Genomic DNA, 23,741 nt, shown 5'->3' with positions numbered 1-23,741 from the left:
TTACAGGGAGGTCCCCGCGGTCAGCAGGATCCCCCAGGAGACGAACCACAGCGAGAAGGTGATGAACGCGATGTAGAGGTACTCCTTGGGGCCGAAGTCGTCGACGTCGATGCCGATCGCCATGTAGACCGGAAGCTGGACGAGCACCGCCGCGCCGAGCAGGTACAGGCCCAGCCGGTCGTTGGGGCCGGTCGCCAGCGCCTGGGCGGCCACGCCGGCGCCGATCCCCAGCAGAGAGGCGAGCGTCGTCACCGTCAGCCCCCGCAGGTGGTCGTCCCACCCCTCGGCGGTTTCGGTAGCCATACCTCCGTCTCGGCCGCGCGGCCCCAAAAGCCGTTCGTTCCCGCCCCCGCCGTCGGGTCGGAACCCGCCGCGCCCTCGCCGTCCCCTCCTACCGCCGCACCCCCGTCGCTCCTCGCCGCCCTTCGCCGGCCCCCCGTCGGGGGCCGTCGTTTGCGCTCCCGTGGCGGCGATACTGCCGGGTCTTGGCTGTCGCCAGTGTGAATCTTTATTGTACGCGCGCCCCACCCATCGAGCGATGCCCGAGACAGACGGGGACGACCTCAGCGACCTGCCGCCGAGCGCGAAACTCGTCTTCAAAGTACTGGAGTACGACGGTCCGCTCACCCAGAAGGGGATCGTCGAGGAGTCGATGCTCTCGGCGCGGACCGTCCGCTACGCCCTCGAACGCCTCGAGGAGGTCGGCGTCGTCGAGGAGGACGTCTACTTCGCCGACGCCCGCCAGAACCTCTACGAGATCGACAAGCCCGACTGCGACGGCGACTGCGAGGCCGCCGCCTCCGCCGACTGACGACCGCGGTACCACACCGCACCGGCCGACGACCGCGACACCGTTCTGACCGCTTTCGCGCGTTCTCGACGGACCTCACGGACCGCCGTATCAGCCGCTCACACCTCGGGTTCGAGGTAGACGGTGCGGACGCTCGCGTTGACCGACTTCATCTCCTCCTCGATCTCGGTGATGGTCGCGTCGAGGTCACCTCCCTGGAACCCGGGACGGAACTCCACGTCCGTCGAGACGACGATGCGCTCGGGACCGAAGTAGACGGTCCGGAAGTCGACGATCCGGTCGACCTCCTCGCGGCCCTCCACGACGGCGCGGAGCTTCTCCTCCTCGTCTCTGGGGAGGCTCTCGCCGAGGATGAGCCGCTTGTTCTCCCAGGCGAGCGCGACCGCGAAGCCCATCAGCATGACCCCGATGAGCAGGGCGGCGACCGCGTCGTAGACGGCGTTGCCCGTCTGCTGTTCGAGGAAGATCCCCGCCAGCGCGAGCACCAGGCCGACGAGGGCGATGGTGTCCTCGGTCAGCGCGGTCAGCGTGGTCACGTCGCTGGTCTTGCGGAACGCCTCGCGCATACCGGACCAGTCGTTCTCCTCGATCTGGGCCTTCATGCCCGCGTAGGCCTTCTTGAACGCCCAGCTCTCGAAGGCGATACCCAGCAGGAGGACGGTGTAGTTGACGAGGATCGGGTCGAACCCCGGCGGCTGGAACGAGAGCCAGAGGAACTCGACGGCCTCGCCGCCCCCGCCGTGGCCGCCCGAGCCCAGCAGCGCGTTGATGCCGTGTTTCGCCGACTCCCAGCCGGCGATGCCGAACAGGAACACGGAGACGAGGAAGGCGTAGAAGAACTGGGCCTTGCCGTAGCCGAAGGGGTGGCGCCGGTCGGCCTCGCGGCCGCCGTAGCGGAGGCCGATCAACAGGAACACCTGGTTGCCGGTGTCGGAGATGGAGTGGTAGGTCTCCGAGAGCATCGCGGCGCTCCCGGTCAGCAGGAACCCGGCGAACTTCATGATCGCGATGGCGCCGTTGGCGATCAGCGCCGCCATCACGACCGACTTGCTCTCTGCCATTGTGGTCCGGTCGAACCGGTCGGTCAAAGGCTTTGGCACCGGACCGCGGCGGATCCGAGGCGTTAGGTGGTGGGCCGTCGAACCCGCCACCGTGATCACGGTCGTCTCGGACACCCACGGCACCGACGGGCACCGACTCGAAGGCCGGACCCTCGAAGCGGTCCGCGAGGCCGACCTCGTCGTCCACGCCGGCGACTTCACGACGGAGACAGTGCTCGACGCGTTCGAGGCGGAGGCCGGGGCCGCGAGCGGCGGCGAGAGCGGGAGCGGCGGCGGAAACGAGAGCAGGGGCAGCGGCGAGAGCGAGCGGGCCGAAACCGGGGCGGACGCGGCGTTCGCCGCGGTGTACGGGAACAACGACGACCCGGGGGTCCGGGAGCGGCTGACGGCGGAGCGGACCGTCGAGCGCGACGGCCTCCGGATCGCCGTCGTCCACGGCCACGAGCACGACGACACGTCGCTGTCGCTGCTGGGGCGCCAGGAGCGGGCGGATGTCGTCGTGGTCGGGCACTCCCACGAGCCAGGGTGGCGACGGGTAGGGGCGGTCACGGTCCTGAACCCCGGGAGTCACGCCGACCCGCGGTGGCACCGTCCGGGCCACGCGGAACTGGAACCGACCGGGGAGGGCCCGACCGGTCGGCTGGTGGCACCCGACGGGGAGGTCTTCGACGAGTTCGACCTCGCCGCCACCGGGCGGGAGTGACGGCGGGCCGGGGTCGAAGCGGGGCAGGGCGGGGCGGCGTGCACCCGCTACTTGGAGGGGGACGGAAAAGTAGCCGGCGGAAACTCAAACGGCCGTTTCAGTGTCGGACGGCGGCCCGGGCGACCGCCGCCCCGCCGTGGCGCCGACTACGACCGGACGTACCAGACGGCGAAGGCGCCGACGAGCACGGCGGCGCCCCCCAGGAAGAAGAAGGCGCCCGGTCCCAGTCCCTCGACGACGCCCGTCGAGGCGACGGGCGCGCCGCCGGGCGTCGGGGTGTGGGCGGCGGCCGCGGCGCCGTCGGTGCCGGCCCCGGCCGACTCGCCGCCGAGCACCGGGACGCCGCGGCCGGCCAGCGCCGAGACAACGAGGCTGACGACCGCGAGCAGGCCGACCGCGCCCAGCAGCCGCGAGAGGGCGGTCCTGATGCTCGTGGACTTCTCCTGGTCGCCGGCGAAGATGACCAGCGGCTGGTCGGCGGGGGCGTAGACGTCCATCTCGCGGCCCTTCTGGGAGTAGGCCGTGTCGACGACCTCGACGGCGCCGGCGTCCTCGAGGTTCTCCAGGTGGTACTGTGCGTTCTGCAGCGAGGTGTCGACGCGCTCGGCCAGCTCTGCCGGCGGCGCGGGGGACTCGTGGAGCTCACCGAGGAGGCGACGGGCGGTCTCCGAGGAGAGCGCAGAGAGGAGGTCGTCGGCGTCGTCGCTCTCGACGCCGACTACCCGCGGCTCCGCGTCGTCGGCCGCCGCGGTGTCGGGTTTGGAGGGCAGCAGCGACATCTCACGTCGCGCTTTGCACCCCTGCAGTATCAGTCTTACCACCTGACAGACGCGCTAGCCCCCGCTCGAGGCGATCCGACACGTTCGCGGCGCCGTCGTCGCCCCCGCGCCCGCGCGGTCGGCGGGTCCGGCCGGCGCGGTCGGCGGGTCCGGCCGGCCGCTCCCGGGCGTGTCGCCGTGCCGAAACCTCTTTGCCCGGGGGCGCGGTAGGCCGGCGTATGCAGATCGGTGACCTGGTCTCGTGGTTCTTCGAGGACCCCGTCCTCGTCGCCATCGTCGCTATCCTCCTGACGTTCGTGTTCCTCCTCTACCTGTTCCTCCGCCGGACCGCACAGGGGTTCAAGGAAGGCATGAACCAGGGCCGGCAGTAGCGGCCGCCCGCTGGCGTTCAGTCTATCGCCCGCTCGACGCTCGCGAGTGCCGCGTCGATATCCTCGTCGTCCACGTCCCAGTGCGTGCAAAAGCGCACGCGGTAGTCGCCAAAGGCCACGCAGCCGACGCCCTCGCGCTCGCAGGCCGCGACCACCGCCTCGGCCGGGTCGTCGGTCTCGGCGACGACGATGTTCGTCTCGGGCTCGGGCGCGTCGATTCCGGGAAGCGCGTCCAGCCCCGCGGCCAGCCGGCGGGCCCGCTCGTGGTCCGCGGCGAGGCGGTCGCGGTTCTCCAGCGCCCGGAGGCCGGGCGCGGCGATGATCCCCGCCTGGCGCATCCCGCCGCCCATGAGCTTGCGGTGGCGGCGGGCGCGCTCGACGAACCCCTCGGAGCCCGCGAGCACCGAGCCGACCGGCGCGCCCAGCCCCTTCGAGAGACAGACCATCGCCGAGTCGACCGCCCGGGTGAACCGCTCGGCCGGGGTATCGAGCGCCGCGGCGGCGTTGAACAGCCGCGCGCCGTCGAGGTGGACGGGCACGTCGCGCTCGCGGGCGACCTCGGCCGCGGCGTCGATGGCCTCGGGCGCGATGGCGGTGCCGCCCTTGCTATTGTGAGTGTTCTCCAGGGCGAGCAGACCGGTCCCGGCGCGGTGGCCGTCGGCCTCGACGTGCGCCTCGCGGACCTGTTCGGGGGCGACCACGCCGCGCTCGTCGCCCTCGACGGGCCGGGGTTGCACCCCGGAGTGCTGGGCGACGCCGCCGAGTTCCCACTTGTAGACGTGGCTCTCGCGTTCGAGGATCGCCTCCTGGCCGCGCTCGGTGTGGGTGCGGACGGCGACCTGGTTGCCCATCGTCCCCGAGGGGACCAGCAGGGCGTCCGCGAAGCCCAGCACGTCCGCGACCCGTGCTTCGAGTTCGTTGACGGTCGGGTCCTCGCCGTACACGTCGTCGCCGACCTCGGCGTCGCGGGCGGCCTCGCGCATCGCCTCGTCCGGTTTCGTGACGGTGTCGCTGCGCAGGTCGATCATGGCCGCGGGTACGCGGTCGGCGGGGAAATAGCTGGTCGAACGGTCCGGGTACCGCCCTCAGTCTCCCGCGAGTAGTTCCTCGGGCGTCAGTTCGCGGCCGTTGTAGTCGATGCGGAAGGCCGCCTCGCCGCCCGTCCGGGCGAAGTCGGTCACGTCGCCGGTGACGGCGTAGGTGTCGCCGTAGCCGGTGTTGCCGGTGAAGCCGCTGACGGTGACGGTGCCGTCGTCGTTCTCGACGACCTCGTCGTTGTCCCCGGCCGAACGCTTCGGGCCGCAGTTGGTCACCTTCCGGACGGTCCCCTCGACGGTGAACTCGTAGTCGACGTCGCCGTCCTCCGTGGCGACGACCGCGAGCAGGTCCGTCGCGGGCGCGGTGGTCTCGACGGCTCGCCACTCGGCCTCGCGGAGGACGTAGTCGCCGTCGCCGCCGGTCTGGCTGAACCCGGTGATCGGGCCGCCGACGGCGTACACGTCGCTGTAGCCCGGGTTCCCGGTCGTGCCCGAGACCGTGGTCCCGTCCTCGCCGGACGCGATAGCGTCGTTGCCGCCTGGCGAGGCTTCCCGGCGGTCCGAGAGCGTCACGGCGCGGACCGGCCCGTCGACGGTGAACTCGTAGTCGACGGCGCCCTCCGTCGCGCCCATCACCTCGACGAGCCGCTCCTGGTGGGTCGCCTTCCCGAGCAGGTATCGCTCGGCGGCGGGGTTGCGGACGTAGTGGGTCACGTACCCCAGGTCGTGGAACATCTCGATCGCCTCGACGACCTTGCCCGCGTGCTCGCCGGTTCCCCGGTAGACGCCGGTGATGCCGTCGGGCGACTCGGGGCCGTCGAGGTGGACCTTCTCCTGGCTCGTCCCGTCGACGAAATGCAGGTCGACCTGCGAGATCAGCCGGCCGGGGTAGGTGTCGACCTCCAGGAACTGCCCCGGCCGGACGGTCGCCCGCGAGTCGGTGAACGTGACCGACTTCCCGCCGGGGTCGCAGTCGGTCGCGTCGTTCGTCCGCGTCCACTCGTTGCCGTCGCCGTCGTGCAGCGTCACCGACTCGATCACGCGCCCGGGCGCGCCGAAGGTGTCTGGGGCACCCTCCTCGATGTTGACGAAACTCCCGTCTTCGAAGACTACCCGCGCGCCGAAGGCACTGCCCCAGTCGTCGACGCTGACGGTCGAACACTCGATCGTCAGGGTCGGCTCGACCGTCCCGTCCGTTGCAGCCGCCGTCCCGCCCGTTGCAACCGCCGACAGCGCCCCCAGCGCGCTCGCGGCGAGGAAGGTCCGTCTCGTGTTCCGCAGTGGTCGGTCGGACATAGCACGCTCCCGGGTAGGGGGACACCCGTATTTCGTTATAGCCCTCCAACTCCCGGTAGGCGCGGGTTATCGCCGCCGCGCTTTCCGTGGGTCGGACGGGTCGGGGAACCCGTGGCGACCGTTTGTGTTGTTCGGTACCTAGTCACAAATTATCACTTTACGCTTCGCGTACGTGTTCCGACCGTGGACGCACTGACCGACCACTACGAGACCGTCCGCGAGCGCAACGACTACGAACCGGTGGCGGGCGCCGTCGGGCCGGTGCCCGCCCGCGAACGGCGGCGGTTCGTCGCCGTCGACGACGAGGGCGTCCTCGACGGGGCCGATCGGAGCGGCGGGGCCGACCGGAGCGGGACGCTCGTCACGACGGGCGTCGGGATGACCGGCCCGCCCCACCTGGGGACCGTCGGCCAGTTCCTGACCGCCGCCGCGCTGCAGCAGGCGGGGCTAGACGTGCAGTTCGTCCTCGCCGACCTCGAACCCTACCACAGCGGGGCTCCGCTCGACCGCGTGCGGTCGCTCGCCGAGCGCTACCGCGCGTTCGCGCTCGATCTGGGCTTCGATCCCGAGCGCGGGCGGCTCCGCACCCAGAGCGAGGCCCGCGACGTGATGCACACCGCGCAGCTGCTGGCGCCGTACTACGACCCCGAGGCGTGGGCGGATGGGAGCGAGCCTTCGAACGGTGATCCCCCGCCGACCGAGTGGGAACGGGCCGTCCGGGAAGCCTACGAAGCGGCCGAGGGGGACCGCGGGCCGGGGACCGCCGCGGTTGCCCGCCCGGGTCCGACCTCCGACGCCGCCGACATCCACAGCGCCGTCCTCCACGGCGTCGACTTCCTCCACCCGCTGTACGCGGGCGAGTACGAGCGGCTGGTCCTCCAGTTCGGGGTCGACGAGCACCACCTCACCGGGATGGCGCGGCGGTTCCGCGACGCGGCACCCGTCGACGGCGACGTTGCGGGGCTGTACACCCGGATGCTCCCGGGCTTCGACGGCACGCCGAAGATGGCCAAATCGATCCCCGGGTCGGGCGTCTCGCTGGCGATGGATTCCGACGAGATCCGCGAACGGATCGCGAGCGATCCGGGCGGCGATCCCGCGGCCTCGCCCGTCTTCCAGGCGATGTGTCTGGCGTCGCGGTACGGCGCGGAGCGGCTGGATCGGCTGGAGGCGGCCTGCGAGGCCGGCGGCGAGGAATGGCAGAAGGTGCGGGACGAGTACGCCGAGTTCGTCGTCGAACTGGCCGAGCGCTGGCGGGCGACCGGCGACTGAGTCAGGCACCGAGGACTGCGTAGAAGACGGCCGACCGGACGACGAGGCTCACGAGCGCGTAGGACCCGTACACCGCCGCGGGGGCGAGCAGCGAGTCGGTGTCGGCGTAGACGTACGCCGCGACGCCGACGAGGGCGACCCGGGAGGTCGCCGTCAGGGCCTCCCACGGCAAGTCGACCCCCTGCCAGAACGAGACGGTCGCGAGCGCGACCGCCGCCACGACCGGGACGGCCGCCGCCGCGCGGACGCGCCGGTCGTCGACGCGCTCGACGGCGTAGACGGCGACGGCCAGCGCGACGACGACGAGCACCGCGACGGCGGCCCGCGTGAGGGACACGTCCAGCCACGGTCCGCCGCGGACGCCACCCGTCGACGGGCCGAACCGCGGCGTCGCGAAGTACGCGCTCAGCAGCGTCGTCGCAACGACCGCCCGCTCGCTCCCGACGGACCGTCGGAGCAGCCCCTGGACGAGCCCGTGATACAGCACGGCCATCCCGGCGACGAACACCGCGAGGAAGACCAGCGTCCGGCCGGCCAGCTGCCCGGGGAGTCCCGCCACCGCCGCCGCGACGTTCCCGCCCGAGAGCGCACCGGTGACGACGGCCGGGAGGATCTGGAGTCCCGCGAGGACGGCCGCCCCGAGCGCCCCGACGCCGACGAGACCCGCGGCGTCCCGTTCGGGGACCGACAGCGGGAACCGGAGGTCGCGCTCGGACACGGCGACGGCGGCGAGCGCGCCCAGCCCGCCCAGCACGAGCAGGCTCTGGACGACCGCGCGGATCAGGTGTGGGTTGATGCCGGTCGACGCGGCGACGAGGTCCTGAACCGGCCTGACGGCGGCGTCGGTCAGGTTCACGTACGCTTCGAGCGCGACCAGCAGCACGACGACGACAGCCAGGTGGGCGACGACCGCGCGCGGGTCGACGCCGCGGCGGGCGCGAACGGAGGGGGTCCGACTGCGACTCATGGACACAGATGTAACGCAGACTGTAATAAAACGTGTCCCGACCGCCGGACGACGAAACCGGTTTCACGCGCGCGGCCGACGACTCGGGCATGGACGCACGCGTTCGCGAACACGCCGAGATCATCTGTGACCACTCCGTCGACCTGCAGGAAGGCGACGAGGTCGTCATCGACGCCCACCCCGAAGCCGAGGACCTGGTGACGGCGCTGCACGAGGTCATCGCCGACCGCGGCGCCCGGCCGCTGGTCATCCAGGACCGCACGGGCAAGCGCTTCCGTCGGGCGTTCCTGCGCAACCACGACGGCGACTTCGAGCAGCCCGCTCACCAGATGGCGCTGTACGAGGAGATGGACGTGTACATCGTCATCCGCGGCAGCGACAACGTCACCCAGACCAGCGACGTGGACCCGGAGGTCTCGACCGCCTACGAGTCGGCCACCCGCGACCTGCTGAACGAGCGCCTGTCGAAGCGGTGGTGTCTCACCCAGTACCCCGCGCCGGCCAACGCCCAGCTCGCCCAGCAGAGCACGGAGGGCTACGAGAACTTCGTCTGGGACGCCATCGTCCGCGACTGGGACGAACAGCGCGAGTTCCAGGCTCAGATGGTCGAGATCATGGACGACGCCGAGGAGGTGCGGATCGTCTCGGGCGACGCGACGGACGTGACCATGAGCGTCGCCGGCAACCCCACCCTCAACGACTACGGCGAGCGCAACCTCCCCGGCGGCGAGGTGTTCACCGCGCCCGTCCCCGACTCCGTCGAGGGCGAGGTCCACTTCGACAAGCCGCTCTACCACCAGGGCCGCGAGGTGACGGACGTGTACTGCAAGTTCGAGAACGGGGAGGTCGTCGAACACTCCGCCGGGAAGAACGAAGAAGTCCTGACGAACGTGCTGGAGACCGACGAGGGGTCGAACCGCCTGGGCGAACTGGGCATCGGGATGAACCGCGCCATCGACGAGTTCACCTACAACATGCTGTTCGACGAGAAGATGGGCGACACCGTCCACATGGCGGTCGGGCGCGCCTACGACGACACCGTCGGCGAGGGCAACGAGCAGAACGACTCCGCGGTCCACGTCGACATGATCGTCGACATGAGCGAGGAGTCGTATATCGAGGTCGACGGCGAGCGCGTGCAGGAAGACGGGACATTCGTGTTCGAGGAGTGAGTTGCCTGACCGGACGCGACGGTCACTGAACCGAGCGGCGACCGCAGGAAGCCGTGAAGAGGAGCGAAACGCGAACGAAGGGAGCGTCTCCGACGATACGAGCGGAGGGGAACGGCCCGGGAAGATAGGCGGGCGAAGTCTGCGGCCTCGACCCTGTTCGCTTCTGTGAGTCGACGCTATTTGCTGTTAGAATCGTTCGCCCCGATCGATATCGTGGCCTCGTAGTAGTGGAGCCACCGGGGCGCGCGCCGGCCGACGTGACCGTGGGCGAAGACGGCATACCTGTCGCCCACGAGGTGTTCAATTTCGGGGTCCTGCACACCCAGGCTGTCGCGTGCGGTCGAGTCGTTCCGGCGGGGTTCGAGGACCGTCCCCTGGAAGGTGAGGTTCGCGCCCAGGGCGGTCGTCGTCCAGGCGGCGACGCTGTAGTTGGGGTGTTCGCGGACGTAGTCCCCCAGGATCACGTAGCGGTCGTCGTGCTCGGCCACCGTGAAGTCACCGACGCCGTACTCCGGCGGTGCGGTGTACACCGGCCCGTGGACCGTCCAGTTCGTCACGCCGTTGGGACTCGACGCGTGGCCGATCTGCGCTCCGGAGTGGTTGGATTTCGGCCCTGCTTCGTAGAACATGTGGAACCGGTCGGTCGCGTCGTCGTAGAACACGCCGGGATCCCTCGGGAAGGAGAGGGTGTTGCACACCGTCCACCCGTCGGCTGTCAGGTCGGATGTCACGTGGACCCTCCCGTCGCGGTAGGCGTAATATCGGTCGCCGACCCTGAGTCCCGTGTCGACGGACGAACCGGTGACGCCGCTCATGAAGTCCGCATCGACGGGTTTCCAGCTCCCGCCGGTCGGCCCGGGGAACGAGCTGGTCCCCTCGAAGAGGAACCGCCGGTCGTCGGCGACGTGGACGAGCAGATACGGTCCGTCGCTCGTCCGGAAGACCACCGGGTCGTGGGAGTTGTACTGAAACACCACGTTCCAATCACGCGGCCGCGTCATGTTGACTTCGACCGCACCGTCGCCCGCGTCGTCGGTGTCCGCGGTACGGATCGCGTCCGCGCTGTCGCCGGACACCGGACCGGGGCAGACATCCGCGGCGTCTCCCCCCGCCGCAGTCGCCTGGAGCCTGGCCGTCGATGGCGTCCCCGTCGCTTCCGACGCGGACTGTGACGGCGACCCCAGCACCGCTAGCGTCCCGAGGCCGGCGACAAGGACGAGACAGACGACGAGACCGGCGCCGTATGTCGAGAGAGTCGAGCGAGACAGGAGCTGACGAACGGGCACGGCCGATAGTTACGACAGTACGGCTATATGTGTTCTGGTTTGACTGGTCTCGTCGATGCGGACAGCGATCGGGGCGAGCGGTCGCGGCCGTCACCCCACGAGTGCCCCGAACACCGCCCGTTCGACCTTCTGGAGGTGTTCGCCGACGGTGGCGGGCGAGCAGCCGACGGCCTCGGCCACGTCCTCGTGGGTCGCCTCGCGGGGCGCCTCGTAGTAGCCGACGGCGACCGCCGCCTCCAGCACCTCCCGCTGGCGGCCCGTCAACGCGTCGAGCAGGCGGCCGCTCTCGGGGTGGTACTCGCCGGTCTTCTCGACGGTGACCTCGTAGCCCTCGGGTTCGGGGAACTGCATGGCGCGGGCGAACGCCGATTCGGTGCCGATCAGCGTCACCCGCTGGTCGCCCCGCTCCGTGAGTTCGATGGGCATGTCGCGGACGAGTTCGAGCTTGCGGTCGCGTTCGAGCATGTACTCGACGAGGTCGTTCGTCTCGACGCGGGAGTAGCCCCACCCGCGGCCCTCCTCGCCCGCGGCGGCGGTGAACTCGCGGACCTCGGGCGTCTCGGCCATGATCGCCCGGTAGCGGTCGATGTCGCCGGATATCTCGGTCAGCAGCGTCACCGTCCCGTCGCCCAGGTCGTCCATCCGGTGGATCGCCTCGCCGGTCACGTCCGGGTCGCGAGCGATCCGCTCGCCGACGGGGTGAAATCCCTGGCCCTCCGTCGGACTCACCAGCAGCGTCACGTACCGCATGGGCGAGCGTACGGACCGCTCGGCAAAGATTCGTCGGTCCCGGGCGAAGCGGGCGGCGTCTCGGGCCGACTCACGTCTGGATCGTGTCCCGGCGGCGCCTGCGGCTGACGACGACGTAGGCGAAGCCGACGAGCGCGAGCGCGGTCGCGGCTACGGTGGTGACCCAGTAGCCGAACAGTTCGGCCGCGGCGACGAGATACAGTACGACGAGCAGCGCGAGGACCAGGTTCTGTCGGCGCTCGATGCGGCGGAGTCGCGCCTGGAGGGCGTCGTCGTCCATACCGCGACAGTGTGGCTCCGCCCCGTCAAAATTCCTCCGGCCGTCGCGGTGCGGCCCGCCGCGGCCCGACCAACTTTGTGACTCGCTCCCGCAATTCGGGTATGGAGGAACTCACCGAGGGCGTCTACGCCTTCACCGAGACAATCGAGACCGACGAGGGCGAGCGGGCGTTCCACCCGGCGGCGGTCGAGACCGAGCGGGGCCTGCTGCTCGTCGACGCCGGGCTTCCCGGGCAGGCCGACGCCCTGGGCGCGGAGATCGAGGCAGCCGGCTTCGACTGGGCGGACGTGTGGGCGGTCCTGATAACCCACCAGGACGGCGACCACGCGGGCGCGCTCGCGAGCGTGCGGGAGAAGACCGACGCGGTCGTGTTCGCCCACGAGGCCTGCGCCCCCTACGTCGACGGTCGCGAGGAGCCGATCAAGGGCGACGGCGAGCGCTACCCGCCGGTCCCGGTCGACGTGGAACTCGTCGACCAGGAGGTCTTCCGGACGAGGGCGGGGCCGATGCGGGTGGTCTACACGCCGGGTCACGCGCCGGGTCACGTCTCGCTGTACCTGCCCGACGAGCGACTGTTGCTGGCCGCGGACGCGCTGACGGCCGCCGACGGACAGCTGCAGGGACCCAGCGAGCACTTCACCCTGGACATGGCCGAGGCCGGGCAGTCGGTCGCGCGCCTCGCGAGCCTGGCGGTCGACGGCGTCCTCTGCTACCACGGCGGGTTCGCCGCGGCCGGCGACGACCGCATCGCCGCGATCGGCGAGGCTATCGAGGCCTGACTCGCGCCCCGAGGGCCGACTCCTCGGACCGTCCCGAGGGCAGATCCACCGGGCCTACTCGCGCCCCACCCGCTGAAATAGTCCCGGCAGTTTTTGCAGCGACCGGTCCCGCGTCGTTCGGCCGTCTGACGGCCGTCTGACACCGGGTTTTCAATCCGTGAGAATCGTTCCGACAGGTATATAGGTGGTTGCTACATGTTGTCACACATGGCGCCGGATATGGTCGCTGAAGCCGAGGTGGAAACGAACGCCGAAGTCATGGCCTCCGTCGAGGAGGGCCCCACCGAGACGCTCGTGATCGCCGACATCAGCTGCGACGACGCCTATCTCACAGCGCCGCTGGCCGACGCCGCCACCCTCCCGGAGTGGCGGTAAGGACCGCCCCGTTCTGACTCGCCCCCGGTCGCCCGGCGCCGAGTCGGTCCGGTTCCGCGCATCGCGCCGTCCGATTCTCACGATCCGTGACTGCGGTCGCCCGTGGGACCGGCTGTAGTCGCTGGCCGCCAGTTTCGTCCGGTCGACCGGAACCGCCGGTCGCGCCGAGACTATGTCGACGGTGTCGATAGTGTCCTCGACCGCGTCCGGAGAAAACAAGCGTTATACCCCGGCGAGGGGATCGGACGCCCATGAAGGTACTCGTCACGGACCCGATCGCGGACGCGGGTCTGGACCGGTTACGCGATGCGGGCCACGAGGTCGAGACAGCCTACGACGTGGAGGGCGACGCGCTGCTGGACGCCGTCGCGGACGCCGACGCGATGGTCGTCCGGTCGGGCACGGAGGTCACCGCCGAGGTGTTCGCCGCCGCGCCGGACCTGCAGATCGTCGGCCGCGCCGGCATCGGCGTCGACAACATCGACATCGAGGCCGCCACCGACCACGGCGTCATCGTCGCGAACGCTCCCCAGGGGAACGTCCGCGCCGCCGCCGAACACTCCGTCGCGATGGCGTTCGCCACCGCCCGCTCGATCCCCCAGGCCCACAACCGCCTCCGCGACGGCGAGTGGGCCAAGGGCGACTTCCTCGGCACCGAACTCAACGAGAAGACGCTGGGCGTCGTCGGCTTCGGCCGCGTCGGCCAGGAGGTCGCCAAGCGCCTCGACGCGCTGGGCATGGATCTCGTCACCTACGACCCCTACATCAGCCAGGAGCGCGCCGACCGCTTCGGCGCCGACCTGGTCGACTCCCTCGACGAGTGTCTCGAACGGGCCGACTTCATCACCATCCACACGCCGCTGACCGACGAGACGGCCAACATGATCGGCGAGGAGGAGCTCGCCCAGCTGGAGGGCGGCTACGTCGTCAACTGCGCCCGCGGCGGCATCGTCGACGAGCCCGCGCTCGCCGAGGCCGTCGAGGACGGCCTCCTCAAGGGCGCCGCAATCGACGTGTTCGCCGACGAGCCGGTCGACCCCGACAACCCGCTGCTGGACGTCGAGGACGTGGTCGTCACGCCCCATCTCGGCGCCTCCACGGAGGCCGCCCAGGAGTCGGTCGCCACCTCCACCGCCGACCAGATCCTCGCCGCGTTCAACGGCGAGCCGGTCATCAACGCCCTGAACGCCCCCTCGATGGACGAGAGCGCGTTCCCCGCCGTCGAGCCGTACCTCGAACTCGCCGACACCGCCGGGACGATCGCCGTCCAGCTGTTCGGCGGCCACGTCTCCGACGTGGAGGTCACCTACGCCGGCGACATCGCCGAGCACGACACCGAGATCGTCACCGCGACCGCGCTGAAGGGCGTCTTCGAGGACGTGGTCGAGACGCAGGTCAACGCCGTCAACGCCGAGCGCATCGCCGAGGAGCGGGGCATCGACGTGACCGAGTCCAAGACCAGTTCCGCCGAGGACTTCCAGAGCCTCGTGACCGTCACCGTCTCCGACGGCGAGGACTCGGTCAGCGTCTCCGGGACGCAGTTCGCCGGCGACGACGCCCGCATCGTCCGCATCGACGGCTACCGCGTCGACGCCGTCCCCCACGGCCACATGCTCGTCGCCCGCAACGAGGACGTGCCCGGCGTCATCGGCTTCATCGGCACGGTGCTGGGCGAGGCCGACGTGAACATCGCCGGGATGTTCAACGGCCGCGAGACCATCGGCGGCGAGGCGCTCACCGTCTACAACCTCGACGACCCCGTCCCCGACGACACCGTCGCGCGGCTGCTCGACGACGAGCGCGTCATCGACATCACGCAGATCTCGCTCAACGGGCAGTAGCGGGGCTCACGCTCGTCGGCGCTGCGTCTCGTTGTTCTCGAAAACGGAGATCCTCCCCACGCGACGGCCGCGACTATCTCAGTAGCCCGCGGAGGCGGTCAAGCGCGCCGGTCGGGCGGTCGCGCTCGTCGTCCGCGGTGTCGCCGGCTTCGAGGTCGAACTCGTCGGCGACGAGTGGTTCGTCGCGGCAGGCGTCGCGTCCCCGGAGGACGCGTTCGTAGCGGTCGACGACGTGCTGGAGGTCGGCCTCGCGCGATTCGAGGCGGCGTTCGAGCGTCTCGACTCTGGCTTCCAGCAGGGCGATCTTCGCCAGGTAGAACGTCTCGGGTCGCTCGTCTACCGTGAGAGCGGTCCGGTCGGCCGCTCCGGCGTCGGCTCGGCCGGTCGGTCCGGCGTCGGTCGTCGAGTGGCCGCACGACTCGCCCGCCGACTGGCGGTCGGTGCATGGGTAGAGTTCCCCCTGTTCTGGTGGGTCGGCGTTCGCGGCCATGCCTCCGGACCGAGGTGTCGCCCGCGGAAAAAGACGGGGCAGACGAGCGCCCGACGCGCGTCTGACGACCGGCGGTGTCCGGCCGCAGTCCTGCGATCTCCCGCAGTGGTTGTCTCGTGTCGGCCCGGTCGCTAGCCGGGATCGCCGCCGCAGTCACCGGTGCGGTGAACGCCCTCGCCGCGCTCGCGAAGACAGCGAGAGACATCCGATCGCTCGGGCCACCCGAGCGATCGGACCGCCCGGTGGGCACCCGGGTCGCCCACAGACCTCGCGCGGTTCCGTCGCGTGAACGAACGCGCACTCCGGCGTCGCCACCGCGGTTGCTCAGTGCCTATAGCATCCGGCGCGGAGCGCCGGTTCGCGGGACGCGAGGGAGCGAAGCGACCGAGTCGTCCGGCCTGTCTCGTGAGAGTGGCGAACGAGACCTCGTCAGAGCGTGCTCTGACGGTGTTTTCACCCATGTTTTCGCCGGAGGGGTTCCCCGCAGGTCGCCTCTGGCGACCGAGGAAACCCCTCCGGGAAAAAGATGGTTCGTAACGCTCATTCCGTGCGGCGGAACAGTCGGGGGTATGCACGTCCTCGCGGCGACGAACAACCTCTATCCGGACCCGTCGGCGACGGGCTCGGGGCGGTACAACTACGAGGTCGGCCGCCGGCTCGTCGAGCGGGGACACCGGGTGTCGGTGATCACCAGACAGCGCGGGGACACCCCGGCACGGGAGACCGTCGCCGGGATGGACGTGTACCGCTACGGCGCGTCGGTCCCGAAGCTCCCGGCGACGCTGCGGGAACTCGGCCGGCTCGTCGAGTCGGTCCGGGCGACGGAGCCGGTCGACCTGGTCAGTTTCCACGGGGCGCTGAGTTCGCTGGGCGTCGACCGGGCGATGCCCGACGCCGTCCCGCGGACGTACACGGTCCACGGGCTGTGGGGCGTGGAGTACCGCGACCGGCTGGTCGACCCGAGCCCGTGGGCGGCGCCGTGGCACTGGCTCAACCGGCGGCTGCGCCACCGGATCGAGGGTCGCGTGGTCGGCCGCAGCGACGCGACGGTCGTGCTGAGCGAGTTCATGCGCGAGCGGGTCCGGGACCACCACCCGGACGCGCCGCCGATCCGCGTGGTCCCGGGCGGCGTCGACGTCGACCGGTTCGCGCCGCTCGACGGGCCGGCCCCCGGGACTTTCGGCGACGAGGACCTCTCGGTCCTGACGGTGCGGCGGCTCACGCCGCGGATGGGGCTGGAGACGCTGCTCGACGCGTTCGCGCGGGCGGTCGGGGGCGGACTCGACGCGCACCTGTACGTGGGCGGCGACGGGCCGCTCCGGGAAGACCTGGTCGCGCGGGCCGAGCGGCTCGGCGTCGCGTCGGACGTGACCTTCCTGGGGTACGTCCCCGAGGACGACCTGCCGGGGCTGTACGCCGGCGCGGACGTGTTCGTCCTGCCGACGCTGGAACTGGAGGGGTTCGGGCTCGCGACGCTGGAGGCGCTGGCCGCGGGGACCCCGGTCGTCGGCACGACCGCGGGGGCGACGCCGGAGATCCTCGGCCCGCTGGCCGACCGTTCGGCGGTCCCCGAGTCGCTGCTGGTCCCGCCGGGGGAAGCCGACCCGCTCGCCGACCGGCTGGCCGCGTGGGCGCGGCTGTCCGCGGACCAGCGGGCGGCCGCGGGCGAGGCCTGCCGGGCGTACGTGCTGGACGAGGGCTACACCTGGGCGGCCGTGACCGACCGGCTGGAGGAGCTGTTCGCGGACGTTCGCGGGTGATCGGTGCCGCGGGGGTCCGCGGGAGCGGGACGAGCGGTCGCGCGGATTCCCAGTAACTGGGACAGCGCCGTTCACTCATCTTCAACACCCCCGATGTTGGTGGTAACAGGGAACAGGGACGCCCGACGGACCCCGCCACCACAATGACTCAGACACGGTACGATTCCGACGACGGACAGGTACGGCAGCCCGACGCGACGGGCGGCTCGGTCGCCGCGCGGTCGTGCCCGGAGTGCGACGGACGGGTCGTCGAACACGAGGACCGCGGCGAAGCGACCTGCGAGGAGTGCGGGCTCGTGCTCGACGAGGACGCCATCGACCGCGGACCCGAGTGGCGCTCGTTCGGCGACGGCGACGGCGACGAGAAGAGCCGGGTCGGCGCGCCGACGACCGAGCTCATGCACGACAAGGGGCTGTCGACGAACATCGGCTGGCGGGACGCCGACGCGTACGGCGAGGCGCTGTCGTCGCGCAAGCGGGCCCGGATGCAGCGGCTGCGCACCTGGGACGAGCGCTTCCGGGCGAAGGACGCCCGGGAGCGCAACCTCAAGCAGGCGTTCGGCGAGATCGACCGGATGGCCTCGGCGCTGGACCTGTCGGAGCCGGTCCGCGAGACCGCGGGTGCCCTCTACCGGCGGGCGGTCGAGGCGGAGCTGCTCCCCGGGCGCTCCATCGAGGGGATGGCCACGGCGTCGCTGTACGCCGCCGCGCGCCAGCACGGGGCGCCCCGGCGGGTGACGGAGTTCGCCGAGGTGAGTCGCGTCCGGCAGAAGCGCGTCCAGCGGGCCTACCGCTACGTCAAGCGGGAGCTCGGGCTGGCGATCGAGCCGGAGGACCCCGCGCAGTACGTCCCGCAGTTCGCGTCGGAACTCGACGTCAGCGACGAGGCCGAGCGGCTGGCCAGGGAGCTGCTCGACGTGGCGAAGGGGGAGGCCGCCCACAGCGGCAAGAGCCCCGCGGGGCTGGCGGCAGCGGCCGTCTACGCCGCGGCGAACCTGACCAACGAGAAGCTCACGCAGGCGGCCGTCAGTTCCGTCGCGGACGTGAGCCGGGTGACGATCCGGGACCGCTACCAGGAACTGCTCGACCTGTACGCCGCCGAGGGATGACCGGTGTCGGGACGGAGCGGCGCGGGCCGGACACCCCGCGACGGACGGGCGACGGCGAGCGCCCCCCGGAGCGCCGCCGGGAGCCGACCGGATAGCATATTCGGGAGTCCGTCCACCACCCGATAATGGCGGACGATTCAGCGCCCCCGTCCGACGACGCGTCCCCGACGGCCGTACTCGAGGCGCTGGACGACCCCGACTGCAGGGCGATCCTCCGGGAGACAGCCGAACCCATGACCGCAACAGCACTCGCGGACGCCTGCGAGATCCCGAAGTCGACGCTGTATCGCAAGCTCGAACTCCTCAGCTCGGCGGGACTGCTCCGCGAGCGGGACGTCATCAACCCCGAAGGGGGACGGACGACGAGGTACGAACGGGACTTCGAGAACGTGCTCATCTCGATGGACGAAGACGACACCTTTTCGGTGACGGTCGACCGACCGCAGCGTACCGCCGACCAGCGGCTCGCGGACATCTGGTCGACCATGGGGGACGAACTGTGAACGAGACGCTCGTCGCGATCGCCGTCGTCAAGTCCGTCGTCCTGCTGCTGGGCGGCGCGATCACCGCCATCGCGTACAGGGCCTACCGCCGGGCGGGCGACCCGTCGCTCGGCGTCCTCGGCGCCGGGTTCGCCATCATCACCCTCGGCGCGCTCGTCTCCGGCGCCGCCAACCAGTTTTTCGCCGTCCCCCTCGAAACGGGCGTGCTCGTCAACAGCGTCTTCCTGGCCGTCGGGCTTGCCGTCATCACCTACTCGCTGTACATGCAGGGCTGAGCGCCGACCACCGCTGGCGCGACGAGCGAGCCGGTCCGACGGGCGCGTCGCCGCCGCTCTCCCCGGCGTCCGCCGAACCACGAACAGTTATGTGCGTCTCGCTCCGATCCGCGACTGACCGATGGGCCGACGCGACATCGAGCCGTTCTCCGAGTCGGCGACCTACCGGGTCGCGCGGACGCTGCGGCGGTGGGCCGAGGGGAGCGTCCTGCTCTCGCGGCTGGACGGCGAGCGCGCCCTCTCGGCGGCGCTCGCCGCGGTCGTGCTCGTCAGCGTCGCGTCGGTGTTCCGCTCGAACCTAGGCGCCGGCGTCAAGTTCCTCAGCTTCGCGCTGGTGTTCGTCTCGGTCGCGGCGCTGACCGAGCGGTTCCTCTACCCGGAGGCGGAGTGACCGCCACCACGATTCGAGCGCCGGCGCGGCGAAGACGGCCAGCAGGAAGACGAACACCGAGCGGTGTCTGATCGTCGTGCCGAAGTTCGAGTCGATCAGCCCGTAGCCGACAACCCCGCCGAGGTAGACGACCAGCAGGGGGAAAGCTACGACTGGATCGTGTTCGACGCGCCGGAGCGTCAGGTACGCCGCCGTCGCGAGGACGACGAGCAGCGGCAGCGAGAGGACGGCGACGAGGTCGAACGCCGAGTCGACGTGCAGCGGGAACGGGGCGAACTGGAAGTAGATCGCCCGGACGGGCGCGGCCAGGAGCACGTCCAGCCAGGAGCCGTACCGCTCGAAGCCGAGGTAGGCGGCCCCGCCCATGATCCGGTACTGCAGCCGCGAGTTGAGGGCGTCGACGGGGAACAGCCGGGTGAACAGCGCGAACCCGGCGACGCCGACCGGCACGCCGGCGAGCGCCAGCGACGCGAGCGTGACCTCGCGGTCGGCGACCCGCTGGAGTCCCGCGACCAGCAGCGACCCGGTCGCACCCAGCAGGACGAGGAGGGCCAGTTCCTCGCGGAGGAGGAACAGCATCGCCCACAGCGGCGGGGCGGTGAGCGCCCACCACCGGCGCCGGTCGGCGATCGCCCGCACGCAGACCGCGAGCAGCGTCAGGGCGAGCAGCGTCGAGAGGGCGTCGCGCATCGGGAGGCTGCTGAACAGGAACGGGAATGGGAGAAAGAGCACCGCGAGCAACAGCCCGTCGGTCGATTCGAGGGGGTCGTACAGCCGGCGGGCGAGATAGCACGCCGGCAGGGCCATCAGCACGGCCAGCAGGCCGTTGACGACGGACAGCGTCGTCGGGTCGGCGCCGAACATCGCGTAGAGGACCGCCTGGACGGTCCCGAAGGCGTCGAGCGACGAGAACGGGTTCGCCTCGGCCCCCCGGAGGAGGCCCGTCGCGATCCCGTGGAACTCGCCGATATCCCAGGTGTAGGGTAGCAGCGGGAGGACGACCAGCGCGAACGCGAGGTGGCCCGCGAGCGCGAGCCCGCCGGCCAGCCGGAAGCGCCGCGAGCGGCGCCGCGCGAGCAGCGCGAACGCCAGGACGACCGCGACGACGGCGAGGGCGACCATCGGCCCCGGGTTTTCGCGGGCGAAGTATATACCTGCGGATCGGCGAGCGGGACGGACCGGACAGTCGAGTGCGAGCTACGCGCCGGCGGCCGGGTACGGGCTACGCCCGGATGACCGAGTGCGAGCCACGTACCGGCGAGCATGGGCTACTCGCCGGCGAGCACGTCGCGGTAGACAGCGCGGGTCTCGTCGAGCATCCGCGCCCGGGTGAACCGCTCGCGGACGCGCCGCCGGGCGTTGGCCGAGTAGCGGCGGTACCGTTCGGGGTCTCCGAGGAGCGTCCGCGCGGCGTCGGCGATCGCCGCCGGGTCGCCAGGTTCGACCGTCAGGCCCGTCTCGCCGTCGACGCTGACGAAGGGGACCCCGGTCGGCAGCGCCGTGTTGATCACCGGCAGTCCGCGCTGCATCGCCTCCAGCTGGACGATGCCGAACGACTCGTTCTCGCCGGCCGACGGGAGGACGAACAGGTCCGCCTCGCGGTAGAGCCGGTCGAGCCGCTCCTCGGAGACGAACCCCTCGAAGGTCACCCTGTCGGCGACCCCCTCTTCGCGGGCGTGGCGTTCGAGCGCGTCGCGGGCGGGGCCCTTGCCGACGATCGAACACGTCGCGTCGAGACCCGACATCGCCGAGATGAGGTACTCGACGCCCTTGAACTCGACGAGCCGGCCGACGAACAGGAGGTGCCGGCCCTCCGGGGACCTGGGCTCGACGGGGTCGTCGTCGGCCTCGATCCCGATCGGGACGACCTCGGCCTTCTCGCGGAACTTCGCGACCTGGGCGCACTCGTCGCGCATGTTCGGCGAGGTGACGATAACCCTGGACACGTCGCCGAGGAACCGGTCGAGGACCGGCCTGTAGGGGTAGACGACCGGCCCCTTGCCGATGATGTCGTCGTGGAAGGTCGCGACCGCCGGCGTGTCCACCCGGTTGCACAGGTGGCTGACCGGCCCGAGCGGGAAGGGGAGGTGGTAGTGGACGAAGTCGGCCCAGTCGAGTTGCCGGCGCAACCGGTAGGGGAAGGCCGGGCTCATCGGCGTCGACTTGACCGCCCCGAGCGAGCCGGCGCGGACGACACGCGTCCCGTGTCTCTCGTCGACGCCGCCGCGCCCGCGTTCGGCGCACGTGAGGATCCGGAAGTTCGCGTCGTCGATCCCGGTCACCAGCGTCCGGACCAGCTTCTGGATCCCGCCGGTGAACGGGTAGTAGTAGGTACAGACCTGCAGGACGTTTGGCGCGTCGGCCGGCTGGGAGTCGCTGGACATGGCTGGCAGGCTGTCGATCCGGACCGGGGCCGACGGGGTGCCGGACGGCCCCGAATCCCGTACGTCCACACCGGAACGATCCCGGAATAAGCGCTTCGATTCTTAGGCCGGCCAAAACCAGTGCGGGCAGGGGCCACGACCGCCCGGAACCGTCACGAGTCGTCGTCGAGCGGAGCCGGCAGGGCGGCCCGAGCGTGTGCGACGAGGTCCGCGAGGCGGACCGACGGGGCGGGCCCGCCGACGGCGGCGCCGGCGAGGATCCAGTAGACCGCGTTGACCGACGGCCACCGGTAGGCGACCACCCACAGCGAGTACAGCGAGACCCCGACCAGCGCGGCGAGGACGCCGGCCCAGCGCCGGCGGTCCCCCGGTCGCCCCCACAGCAGTCGCTTCGCGGCGAGCCAGGCCGCGCCCGCCTGGGCGGTCACGTACGCGAGCAAGCCGGGCACGCCGGTTGCGGCGAGTTGCTGGAGCGGGAGGCTGTGGATCAGCCGGCCGGTCGTCCGGTGGACGTTCAGCCCGCCGCCGAGGCCGAACAGCGGGTAGCGGGCGGCCAGCTCCAGCGCGAGCGCGTACTGTTCGAGCCGGATCGCGAGGGTGTTCGTCCTGACGAACAGGACCCGGTCCGCGCCCCCGAGGACGGCGACCGCGGCCCAGAGCGCGACCGCGCCGCCCGCGGCCAGCGAGCCCGGCCAGACCAGCCGCCGGGCCCGCACCCCACCCAGCCGCTCGGCTACCAGCGACAGCCAGTAGACGGCCACGACGCCGACGGCGCCGTACAGGCCGACGATCGCCGCGTGAGAGCCGCTCGCCACAACGCTGGCGACGCCGAGGAGCGCGCCGACCGGGGCGAGCGCGCGCCACCGCGACCGCGGCACGGCGGCCATCGAGAGGCCCACGAGGGCGATGGCGAGCCCGACCGTCGCGCGGCTCTGGCCGACCCCCGGCCCCTCGTATATCACCGTCGCGCCCGTGGGGAACGCGGTCGGCGACGGCGACGGCCACCACCGGGCGACGGCCGGTCCGAGGGCGCCGAAGTTGACCAGATACCCCGCCCGCCCGGCGGCGACCTCGTCCACGGCGAACACCAGGGCCCCGACGAGTCCGAGCGCGAGCGGCGAGAGCACCGCGCCCGGGTCGGCCTCGCGGGCGACGACCGCCGCCGCCGCGAGCAGGAGGAGGTACCGCAGGTGTTCCTCGGCGTACTGGACGGCCGCGCCGGTCGACGGCCCGTTCCCGACGGCGGCCGACAGGTACGCCCAGCCGACGAACGCCGCGAGCGCGCCGGCGACGAGCCACCCGTCGGTGCCAGGGAGCCACTCCCGGAGAGCGCCGACTCGCTCGCGCCACGTGCGGACGGTCCGATTCCGGCCAGTCCGGCCACCGATGGCGCGAACGCGCCCGACCCGCTCCCGGACGGCCCGGGCAGGGTGGTCCCGGCCGAGCGCGCGGTCGGACAGCGCCACCCCGAGCACCCCGACCGCCAGCAGGTCCACGAGCAGGGGGTCCACTAGCGGGACGGGGTACGGTCCCGGGTAGGCGTTGACGTTGAACGCGACCGTGACGAACAGGGCGGCACAGAGCCCGTCGAACGGGCGGCCCGACACCACGACTGCGAGGACGTACAGTCCCGTCCCCGCGGCGAGGAGCGGGGCGACCGGGAGGCCCAGGAGGTGGTATCCGGCCGGGACCGCGACCACGAGCAAGCCGACCAGCGCCGCCGCGAACGCGGTGGCGGGTCGGACGGGGTCGAACGCGCTGGCGGCCGCGGAGTGCGCGCCGTGGCGGATCGTCCCGAACCGGTCGCCCATCTACGTCTCACGATTACGGACGACCACATTAATCCCGCCCACTCTCCGGACCCGGTGAGTCCCTGTCGCGGGCGGACACCAGTGACTGCCACAGACGGCCGCACACAGGCCGACACAGGGCAACGCAGACGCCGCCCGACCCGTCGTTCCCGACACGAACGCCGCCCGGCCCGTCGTGTCAGCCGGGCGACGCCGCTCGGAACGAAACCTGTACTCTTTTACTTTAGGTATGCCTAAA

At 71.3% G+C, this 23,741-nt stretch carries 26 protein-coding genes; 13 read left to right on the top strand and 13 right to left on the bottom strand.

The window, feature by feature from the left end; genetic code table 11:
* On the bottom strand, window positions 1–303 hold the full coding sequence (locus tag E3328_RS18800; RefSeq protein ID WP_135366171.1) for an EMC6-like membrane protein: 303 nt from the start codon (window positions 301–303) through the stop codon (window positions 1–3).
* Window positions 304–538: 235 nt separating this feature from the next.
* Between E3328_RS18800 and E3328_RS18795 the strand changes: the two genes are divergently transcribed.
* Window positions 539–811 (top strand): winged helix-turn-helix transcriptional regulator, encoded by a 273-nt coding sequence (locus E3328_RS18795; protein ID WP_135366170.1) that lies wholly within the window; start codon window positions 539–541, stop codon window positions 809–811.
* Between the two features lie 98 nt (window positions 812–909).
* Here the strand turns inward: E3328_RS18795 and E3328_RS18790 are convergent, their stop codons facing one another.
* Entirely contained in the window at window positions 910–1,872 is a 963-nt protein-coding gene (locus E3328_RS18790; RefSeq protein ID WP_135366169.1) for a cation diffusion facilitator family transporter, read from the bottom strand.
* Window positions 1,873–1,963: 91 nt separating this feature from the next.
* On the opposite strand from E3328_RS18790, the gene E3328_RS18785 reads away from it, so the two are divergent.
* Window positions 1,964–2,575, top strand: a complete 612-nt coding sequence (locus E3328_RS18785) for a metallophosphoesterase (protein WP_135366168.1) — start codon at window positions 1,964–1,966, stop codon at window positions 2,573–2,575.
* A 146-nt stretch (window positions 2,576–2,721) separates the two neighbouring features.
* Here E3328_RS18785 and E3328_RS18780 read toward each other — a convergent pair whose 3' ends face one another.
* Window positions 2,722–3,354 carry an ArsR/SmtB family transcription factor gene (locus E3328_RS18780; RefSeq protein WP_135366167.1) on the bottom strand — a complete coding sequence of 211 codons (633 nt, stop codon included), beginning with the start codon at window positions 3,352–3,354 and terminating at the stop codon, window positions 2,722–2,724.
* A 218-nt stretch (window positions 3,355–3,572) separates the two neighbouring features.
* Here E3328_RS18780 and E3328_RS22220 point away from each other — a divergent pair, with 218 nt between their 5' ends.
* A complete protein-coding gene (locus E3328_RS22220) occupies window positions 3,573–3,725 on the top strand; it encodes a DUF7859 family protein (protein ID WP_167837475.1) in 153 nt (50 codons plus the stop codon).
* 17 nt (window positions 3,726–3,742) lie between these two features.
* Here E3328_RS22220 and E3328_RS18775 read toward each other — a convergent pair whose 3' ends face one another.
* Window positions 3,743–4,753, bottom strand: coding sequence for a threonine aldolase family protein (locus tag E3328_RS18775; protein WP_135366166.1), 1,011 nt, complete (start codon window positions 4,751–4,753; stop codon window positions 3,743–3,745).
* 57 nt (window positions 4,754–4,810) lie between these two features.
* The gene (locus E3328_RS22215) at window positions 4,811–6,058 is read right to left on the bottom strand and encodes a hypothetical protein (RefSeq protein WP_167837474.1); all 1,248 of its coding nucleotides are present in this window, start codon (window positions 6,056–6,058) and stop codon (window positions 4,811–4,813) included.
* 183 nt (window positions 6,059–6,241) lie between these two features.
* On the opposite strand from E3328_RS22215, the gene E3328_RS22210 reads away from it, so the two are divergent.
* Window positions 6,242–7,330, top strand: coding sequence for a nucleotidyl transferase family protein (locus tag E3328_RS22210; RefSeq protein ID WP_167837473.1), 1,089 nt, complete (start codon window positions 6,242–6,244; stop codon window positions 7,328–7,330).
* 1 nt (window position 7,331) lies between these two features.
* Here the strand turns inward: E3328_RS22210 and E3328_RS18765 are convergent, their stop codons facing one another.
* Window positions 7,332–8,297 carry a hypothetical protein gene (locus E3328_RS18765; protein ID WP_135366164.1) on the bottom strand — a complete coding sequence of 322 codons (966 nt, stop codon included), beginning with the start codon at window positions 8,295–8,297 and terminating at the stop codon, window positions 7,332–7,334.
* Between the two features lie 89 nt (window positions 8,298–8,386).
* On the opposite strand from E3328_RS18765, the gene E3328_RS18760 reads away from it, so the two are divergent.
* The gene (locus tag E3328_RS18760) at window positions 8,387–9,469 is read left to right on the top strand and encodes an aminopeptidase (protein WP_135366163.1); all 1,083 of its coding nucleotides are present in this window, start codon (window positions 8,387–8,389) and stop codon (window positions 9,467–9,469) included.
* 176 nt (window positions 9,470–9,645) lie between these two features.
* On the opposite strand, the gene E3328_RS18755 is transcribed toward E3328_RS18760, so the two are convergent.
* From E3328_RS18755 to E3328_RS18745, 3 genes are all read right to left on the bottom strand, one after another.
* Entirely contained in the window at window positions 9,646–10,545 is a 900-nt protein-coding gene (locus E3328_RS18755; protein WP_135366162.1) for a glycoside hydrolase family protein, read from the bottom strand.
* Between the two features lie 300 nt (window positions 10,546–10,845).
* Entirely contained in the window at window positions 10,846–11,505 is a 660-nt protein-coding gene (locus E3328_RS18750) for a helix-turn-helix domain-containing protein (RefSeq protein ID WP_135366161.1), read from the bottom strand.
* A 70-nt stretch (window positions 11,506–11,575) separates the two neighbouring features.
* Entirely contained in the window at window positions 11,576–11,785 is a 210-nt protein-coding gene (locus E3328_RS18745) for a hypothetical protein (RefSeq protein ID WP_135366160.1), read from the bottom strand.
* 101 nt (window positions 11,786–11,886) lie between these two features.
* Between E3328_RS18745 and E3328_RS18740 the strand changes: the two genes are divergently transcribed.
* From E3328_RS18740 to serA, 3 genes are all read left to right on the top strand, one after another.
* Entirely contained in the window at window positions 11,887–12,564 is a 678-nt protein-coding gene (locus E3328_RS18740) for an MBL fold metallo-hydrolase (RefSeq protein ID WP_135366159.1), read from the top strand.
* Window positions 12,565–12,771: 207 nt separating this feature from the next.
* Entirely contained in the window at window positions 12,772–12,939 is a 168-nt protein-coding gene (locus E3328_RS22205) for a DUF7556 family protein (protein ID WP_167837472.1), read from the top strand.
* Between the two features lie 251 nt (window positions 12,940–13,190).
* Entirely contained in the window at window positions 13,191–14,780 is a 1,590-nt protein-coding gene (serA, locus tag E3328_RS18735) for a phosphoglycerate dehydrogenase (RefSeq protein WP_135366158.1), read from the top strand.
* Window positions 14,781–14,853: 73 nt separating this feature from the next.
* On the opposite strand, the gene E3328_RS18730 is transcribed toward serA, so the two are convergent.
* Window positions 14,854–15,270: a hypothetical protein gene (locus E3328_RS18730; protein ID WP_135366157.1), complete on the bottom strand. Its 417-nt coding sequence runs from the start codon at window positions 15,268–15,270 to the stop codon at window positions 14,854–14,856.
* A gap of 569 nt (window positions 15,271–15,839) precedes the next feature.
* On the opposite strand from E3328_RS18730, the gene E3328_RS18725 reads away from it, so the two are divergent.
* The 5 genes from E3328_RS18725 (at window position 15,840) to E3328_RS18705 (ending at window position 19,308) form a co-directional block, all read left to right on the top strand.
* The gene (locus tag E3328_RS18725; RefSeq protein WP_135366156.1) at window positions 15,840–17,030 is read left to right on the top strand and encodes a glycosyltransferase family 4 protein; all 1,191 of its coding nucleotides are present in this window, start codon (window positions 15,840–15,842) and stop codon (window positions 17,028–17,030) included.
* A 143-nt stretch (window positions 17,031–17,173) separates the two neighbouring features.
* Window positions 17,174–18,139, top strand: coding sequence for a transcription initiation factor IIB (locus E3328_RS18720; protein WP_135366155.1), 966 nt, complete (start codon window positions 17,174–17,176; stop codon window positions 18,137–18,139).
* Window positions 18,140–18,264: 125 nt separating this feature from the next.
* Window positions 18,265–18,642 (top strand): winged helix-turn-helix domain-containing protein, encoded by a 378-nt coding sequence (locus E3328_RS18715; RefSeq protein WP_135366154.1) that lies wholly within the window; start codon window positions 18,265–18,267, stop codon window positions 18,640–18,642.
* On the top strand, window positions 18,639–18,917 hold the full coding sequence (locus E3328_RS18710) for a DUF7521 family protein (protein WP_135366153.1): 279 nt from the start codon (window positions 18,639–18,641) through the stop codon (window positions 18,915–18,917). The genes E3328_RS18715 and E3328_RS18710 overlap by 4 nt, the downstream gene beginning before the upstream one ends.
* A gap of 121 nt (window positions 18,918–19,038) precedes the next feature.
* Window positions 19,039–19,308, top strand: a complete 270-nt coding sequence (locus tag E3328_RS18705) for a hypothetical protein (RefSeq protein ID WP_135366152.1) — start codon at window positions 19,039–19,041, stop codon at window positions 19,306–19,308.
* Here E3328_RS18705 and E3328_RS18700 read toward each other — a convergent pair.
* From E3328_RS18700 to E3328_RS18690, 3 genes are all read right to left on the bottom strand, one after another.
* A complete protein-coding gene (locus E3328_RS18700; protein WP_135366151.1) occupies window positions 19,216–20,430 on the bottom strand; it encodes a glycosyltransferase family 39 protein in 1,215 nt (404 codons plus the stop codon). The two genes, E3328_RS18705 and E3328_RS18700, sit on opposite strands and share 93 nt — an antisense overlap.
* A gap of 146 nt (window positions 20,431–20,576) precedes the next feature.
* On the bottom strand, window positions 20,577–21,761 hold the full coding sequence (locus E3328_RS18695) for a glycosyltransferase (RefSeq protein ID WP_135366150.1): 1,185 nt from the start codon (window positions 21,759–21,761) through the stop codon (window positions 20,577–20,579).
* Between the two features lie 83 nt (window positions 21,762–21,844).
* A complete protein-coding gene (locus E3328_RS18690) occupies window positions 21,845–23,503 on the bottom strand; it encodes an O-antigen ligase family protein (protein WP_135366149.1) in 1,659 nt (552 codons plus the stop codon).
* Window positions 23,504–23,741: the final 238 nt, after the last annotated feature.

Source organism: Halosimplex halophilum (genome assembly GCF_004698125.1).
GTDB classification, from domain to species: domain Archaea; phylum Halobacteriota; class Halobacteria; order Halobacteriales; family Haloarculaceae; genus Halosimplex; species Halosimplex halophilum.
Note: the sequence above shows the minus strand (reverse complement) of the source record. Positions and strands in the feature narration are given on the sequence as shown.

Excerpts from the sequence above, each read along its gene's own strand:
- E3328_RS18765 (WP_135366164.1), bottom strand. The coding sequence starts at position 8,297 with ATGAGTCGCAGTCGGACCCCCTCCGTTCGCGCCCGCCGCGGCGTCGAC.
- E3328_RS18780 (WP_135366167.1), bottom strand. The coding sequence starts at position 3,354 with ATGTCGCTGCTGCCCTCCAAACCCGACACCGCGGCGGCCGACGACGCG.
- E3328_RS22215 (WP_167837474.1), bottom strand. The coding sequence starts at position 6,058 with ATGTCCGACCGACCACTGCGGAACACGAGACGGACCTTCCTCGCCGCG.
- E3328_RS22220 (WP_167837475.1), top strand. The coding sequence starts at position 3,573 with ATGCAGATCGGTGACCTGGTCTCGTGGTTCTTCGAGGACCCCGTCCTC.
- E3328_RS18750 (WP_135366161.1), bottom strand. The coding sequence starts at position 11,505 with ATGCGGTACGTGACGCTGCTGGTGAGTCCGACGGAGGGCCAGGGATTT.
- E3328_RS18795 (WP_135366170.1), top strand. The coding sequence starts at position 539 with ATGCCCGAGACAGACGGGGACGACCTCAGCGACCTGCCGCCGAGCGCG.
- E3328_RS22205 (WP_167837472.1), top strand. The coding sequence starts at position 12,772 with ATGGCGCCGGATATGGTCGCTGAAGCCGAGGTGGAAACGAACGCCGAA.
- E3328_RS18745 (WP_135366160.1), bottom strand. The coding sequence starts at position 11,785 with ATGGACGACGACGCCCTCCAGGCGCGACTCCGCCGCATCGAGCGCCGA.
- E3328_RS18790 (WP_135366169.1), bottom strand. The coding sequence starts at position 1,872 with ATGGCAGAGAGCAAGTCGGTCGTGATGGCGGCGCTGATCGCCAACGGC.
- serA (WP_135366158.1), top strand. The coding sequence starts at position 13,191 with ATGAAGGTACTCGTCACGGACCCGATCGCGGACGCGGGTCTGGACCGG.
- E3328_RS18700 (WP_135366151.1), bottom strand. The coding sequence starts at position 20,430 with ATGGTCGCCCTCGCCGTCGTCGCGGTCGTCCTGGCGTTCGCGCTGCTC.
- E3328_RS18720 (WP_135366155.1), top strand. The coding sequence starts at position 17,174 with ATGACTCAGACACGGTACGATTCCGACGACGGACAGGTACGGCAGCCC.
- E3328_RS18760 (WP_135366163.1), top strand. The coding sequence starts at position 8,387 with ATGGACGCACGCGTTCGCGAACACGCCGAGATCATCTGTGACCACTCC.
- E3328_RS18800 (WP_135366171.1), bottom strand. The coding sequence starts at position 303 with ATGGCTACCGAAACCGCCGAGGGGTGGGACGACCACCTGCGGGGGCTG.
- E3328_RS18730 (WP_135366157.1), bottom strand. The coding sequence starts at position 15,270 with ATGGCCGCGAACGCCGACCCACCAGAACAGGGGGAACTCTACCCATGC.
- E3328_RS18705 (WP_135366152.1), top strand. The coding sequence starts at position 19,039 with ATGGGCCGACGCGACATCGAGCCGTTCTCCGAGTCGGCGACCTACCGG.
- E3328_RS18725 (WP_135366156.1), top strand. The coding sequence starts at position 15,840 with ATGCACGTCCTCGCGGCGACGAACAACCTCTATCCGGACCCGTCGGCG.
- E3328_RS18690 (WP_135366149.1), bottom strand. The coding sequence starts at position 23,503 with ATGGGCGACCGGTTCGGGACGATCCGCCACGGCGCGCACTCCGCGGCC.
- E3328_RS18715 (WP_135366154.1), top strand. The coding sequence starts at position 18,265 with ATGGCGGACGATTCAGCGCCCCCGTCCGACGACGCGTCCCCGACGGCC.
- E3328_RS18775 (WP_135366166.1), bottom strand. The coding sequence starts at position 4,753 with ATGATCGACCTGCGCAGCGACACCGTCACGAAACCGGACGAGGCGATG.
- E3328_RS18740 (WP_135366159.1), top strand. The coding sequence starts at position 11,887 with ATGGAGGAACTCACCGAGGGCGTCTACGCCTTCACCGAGACAATCGAG.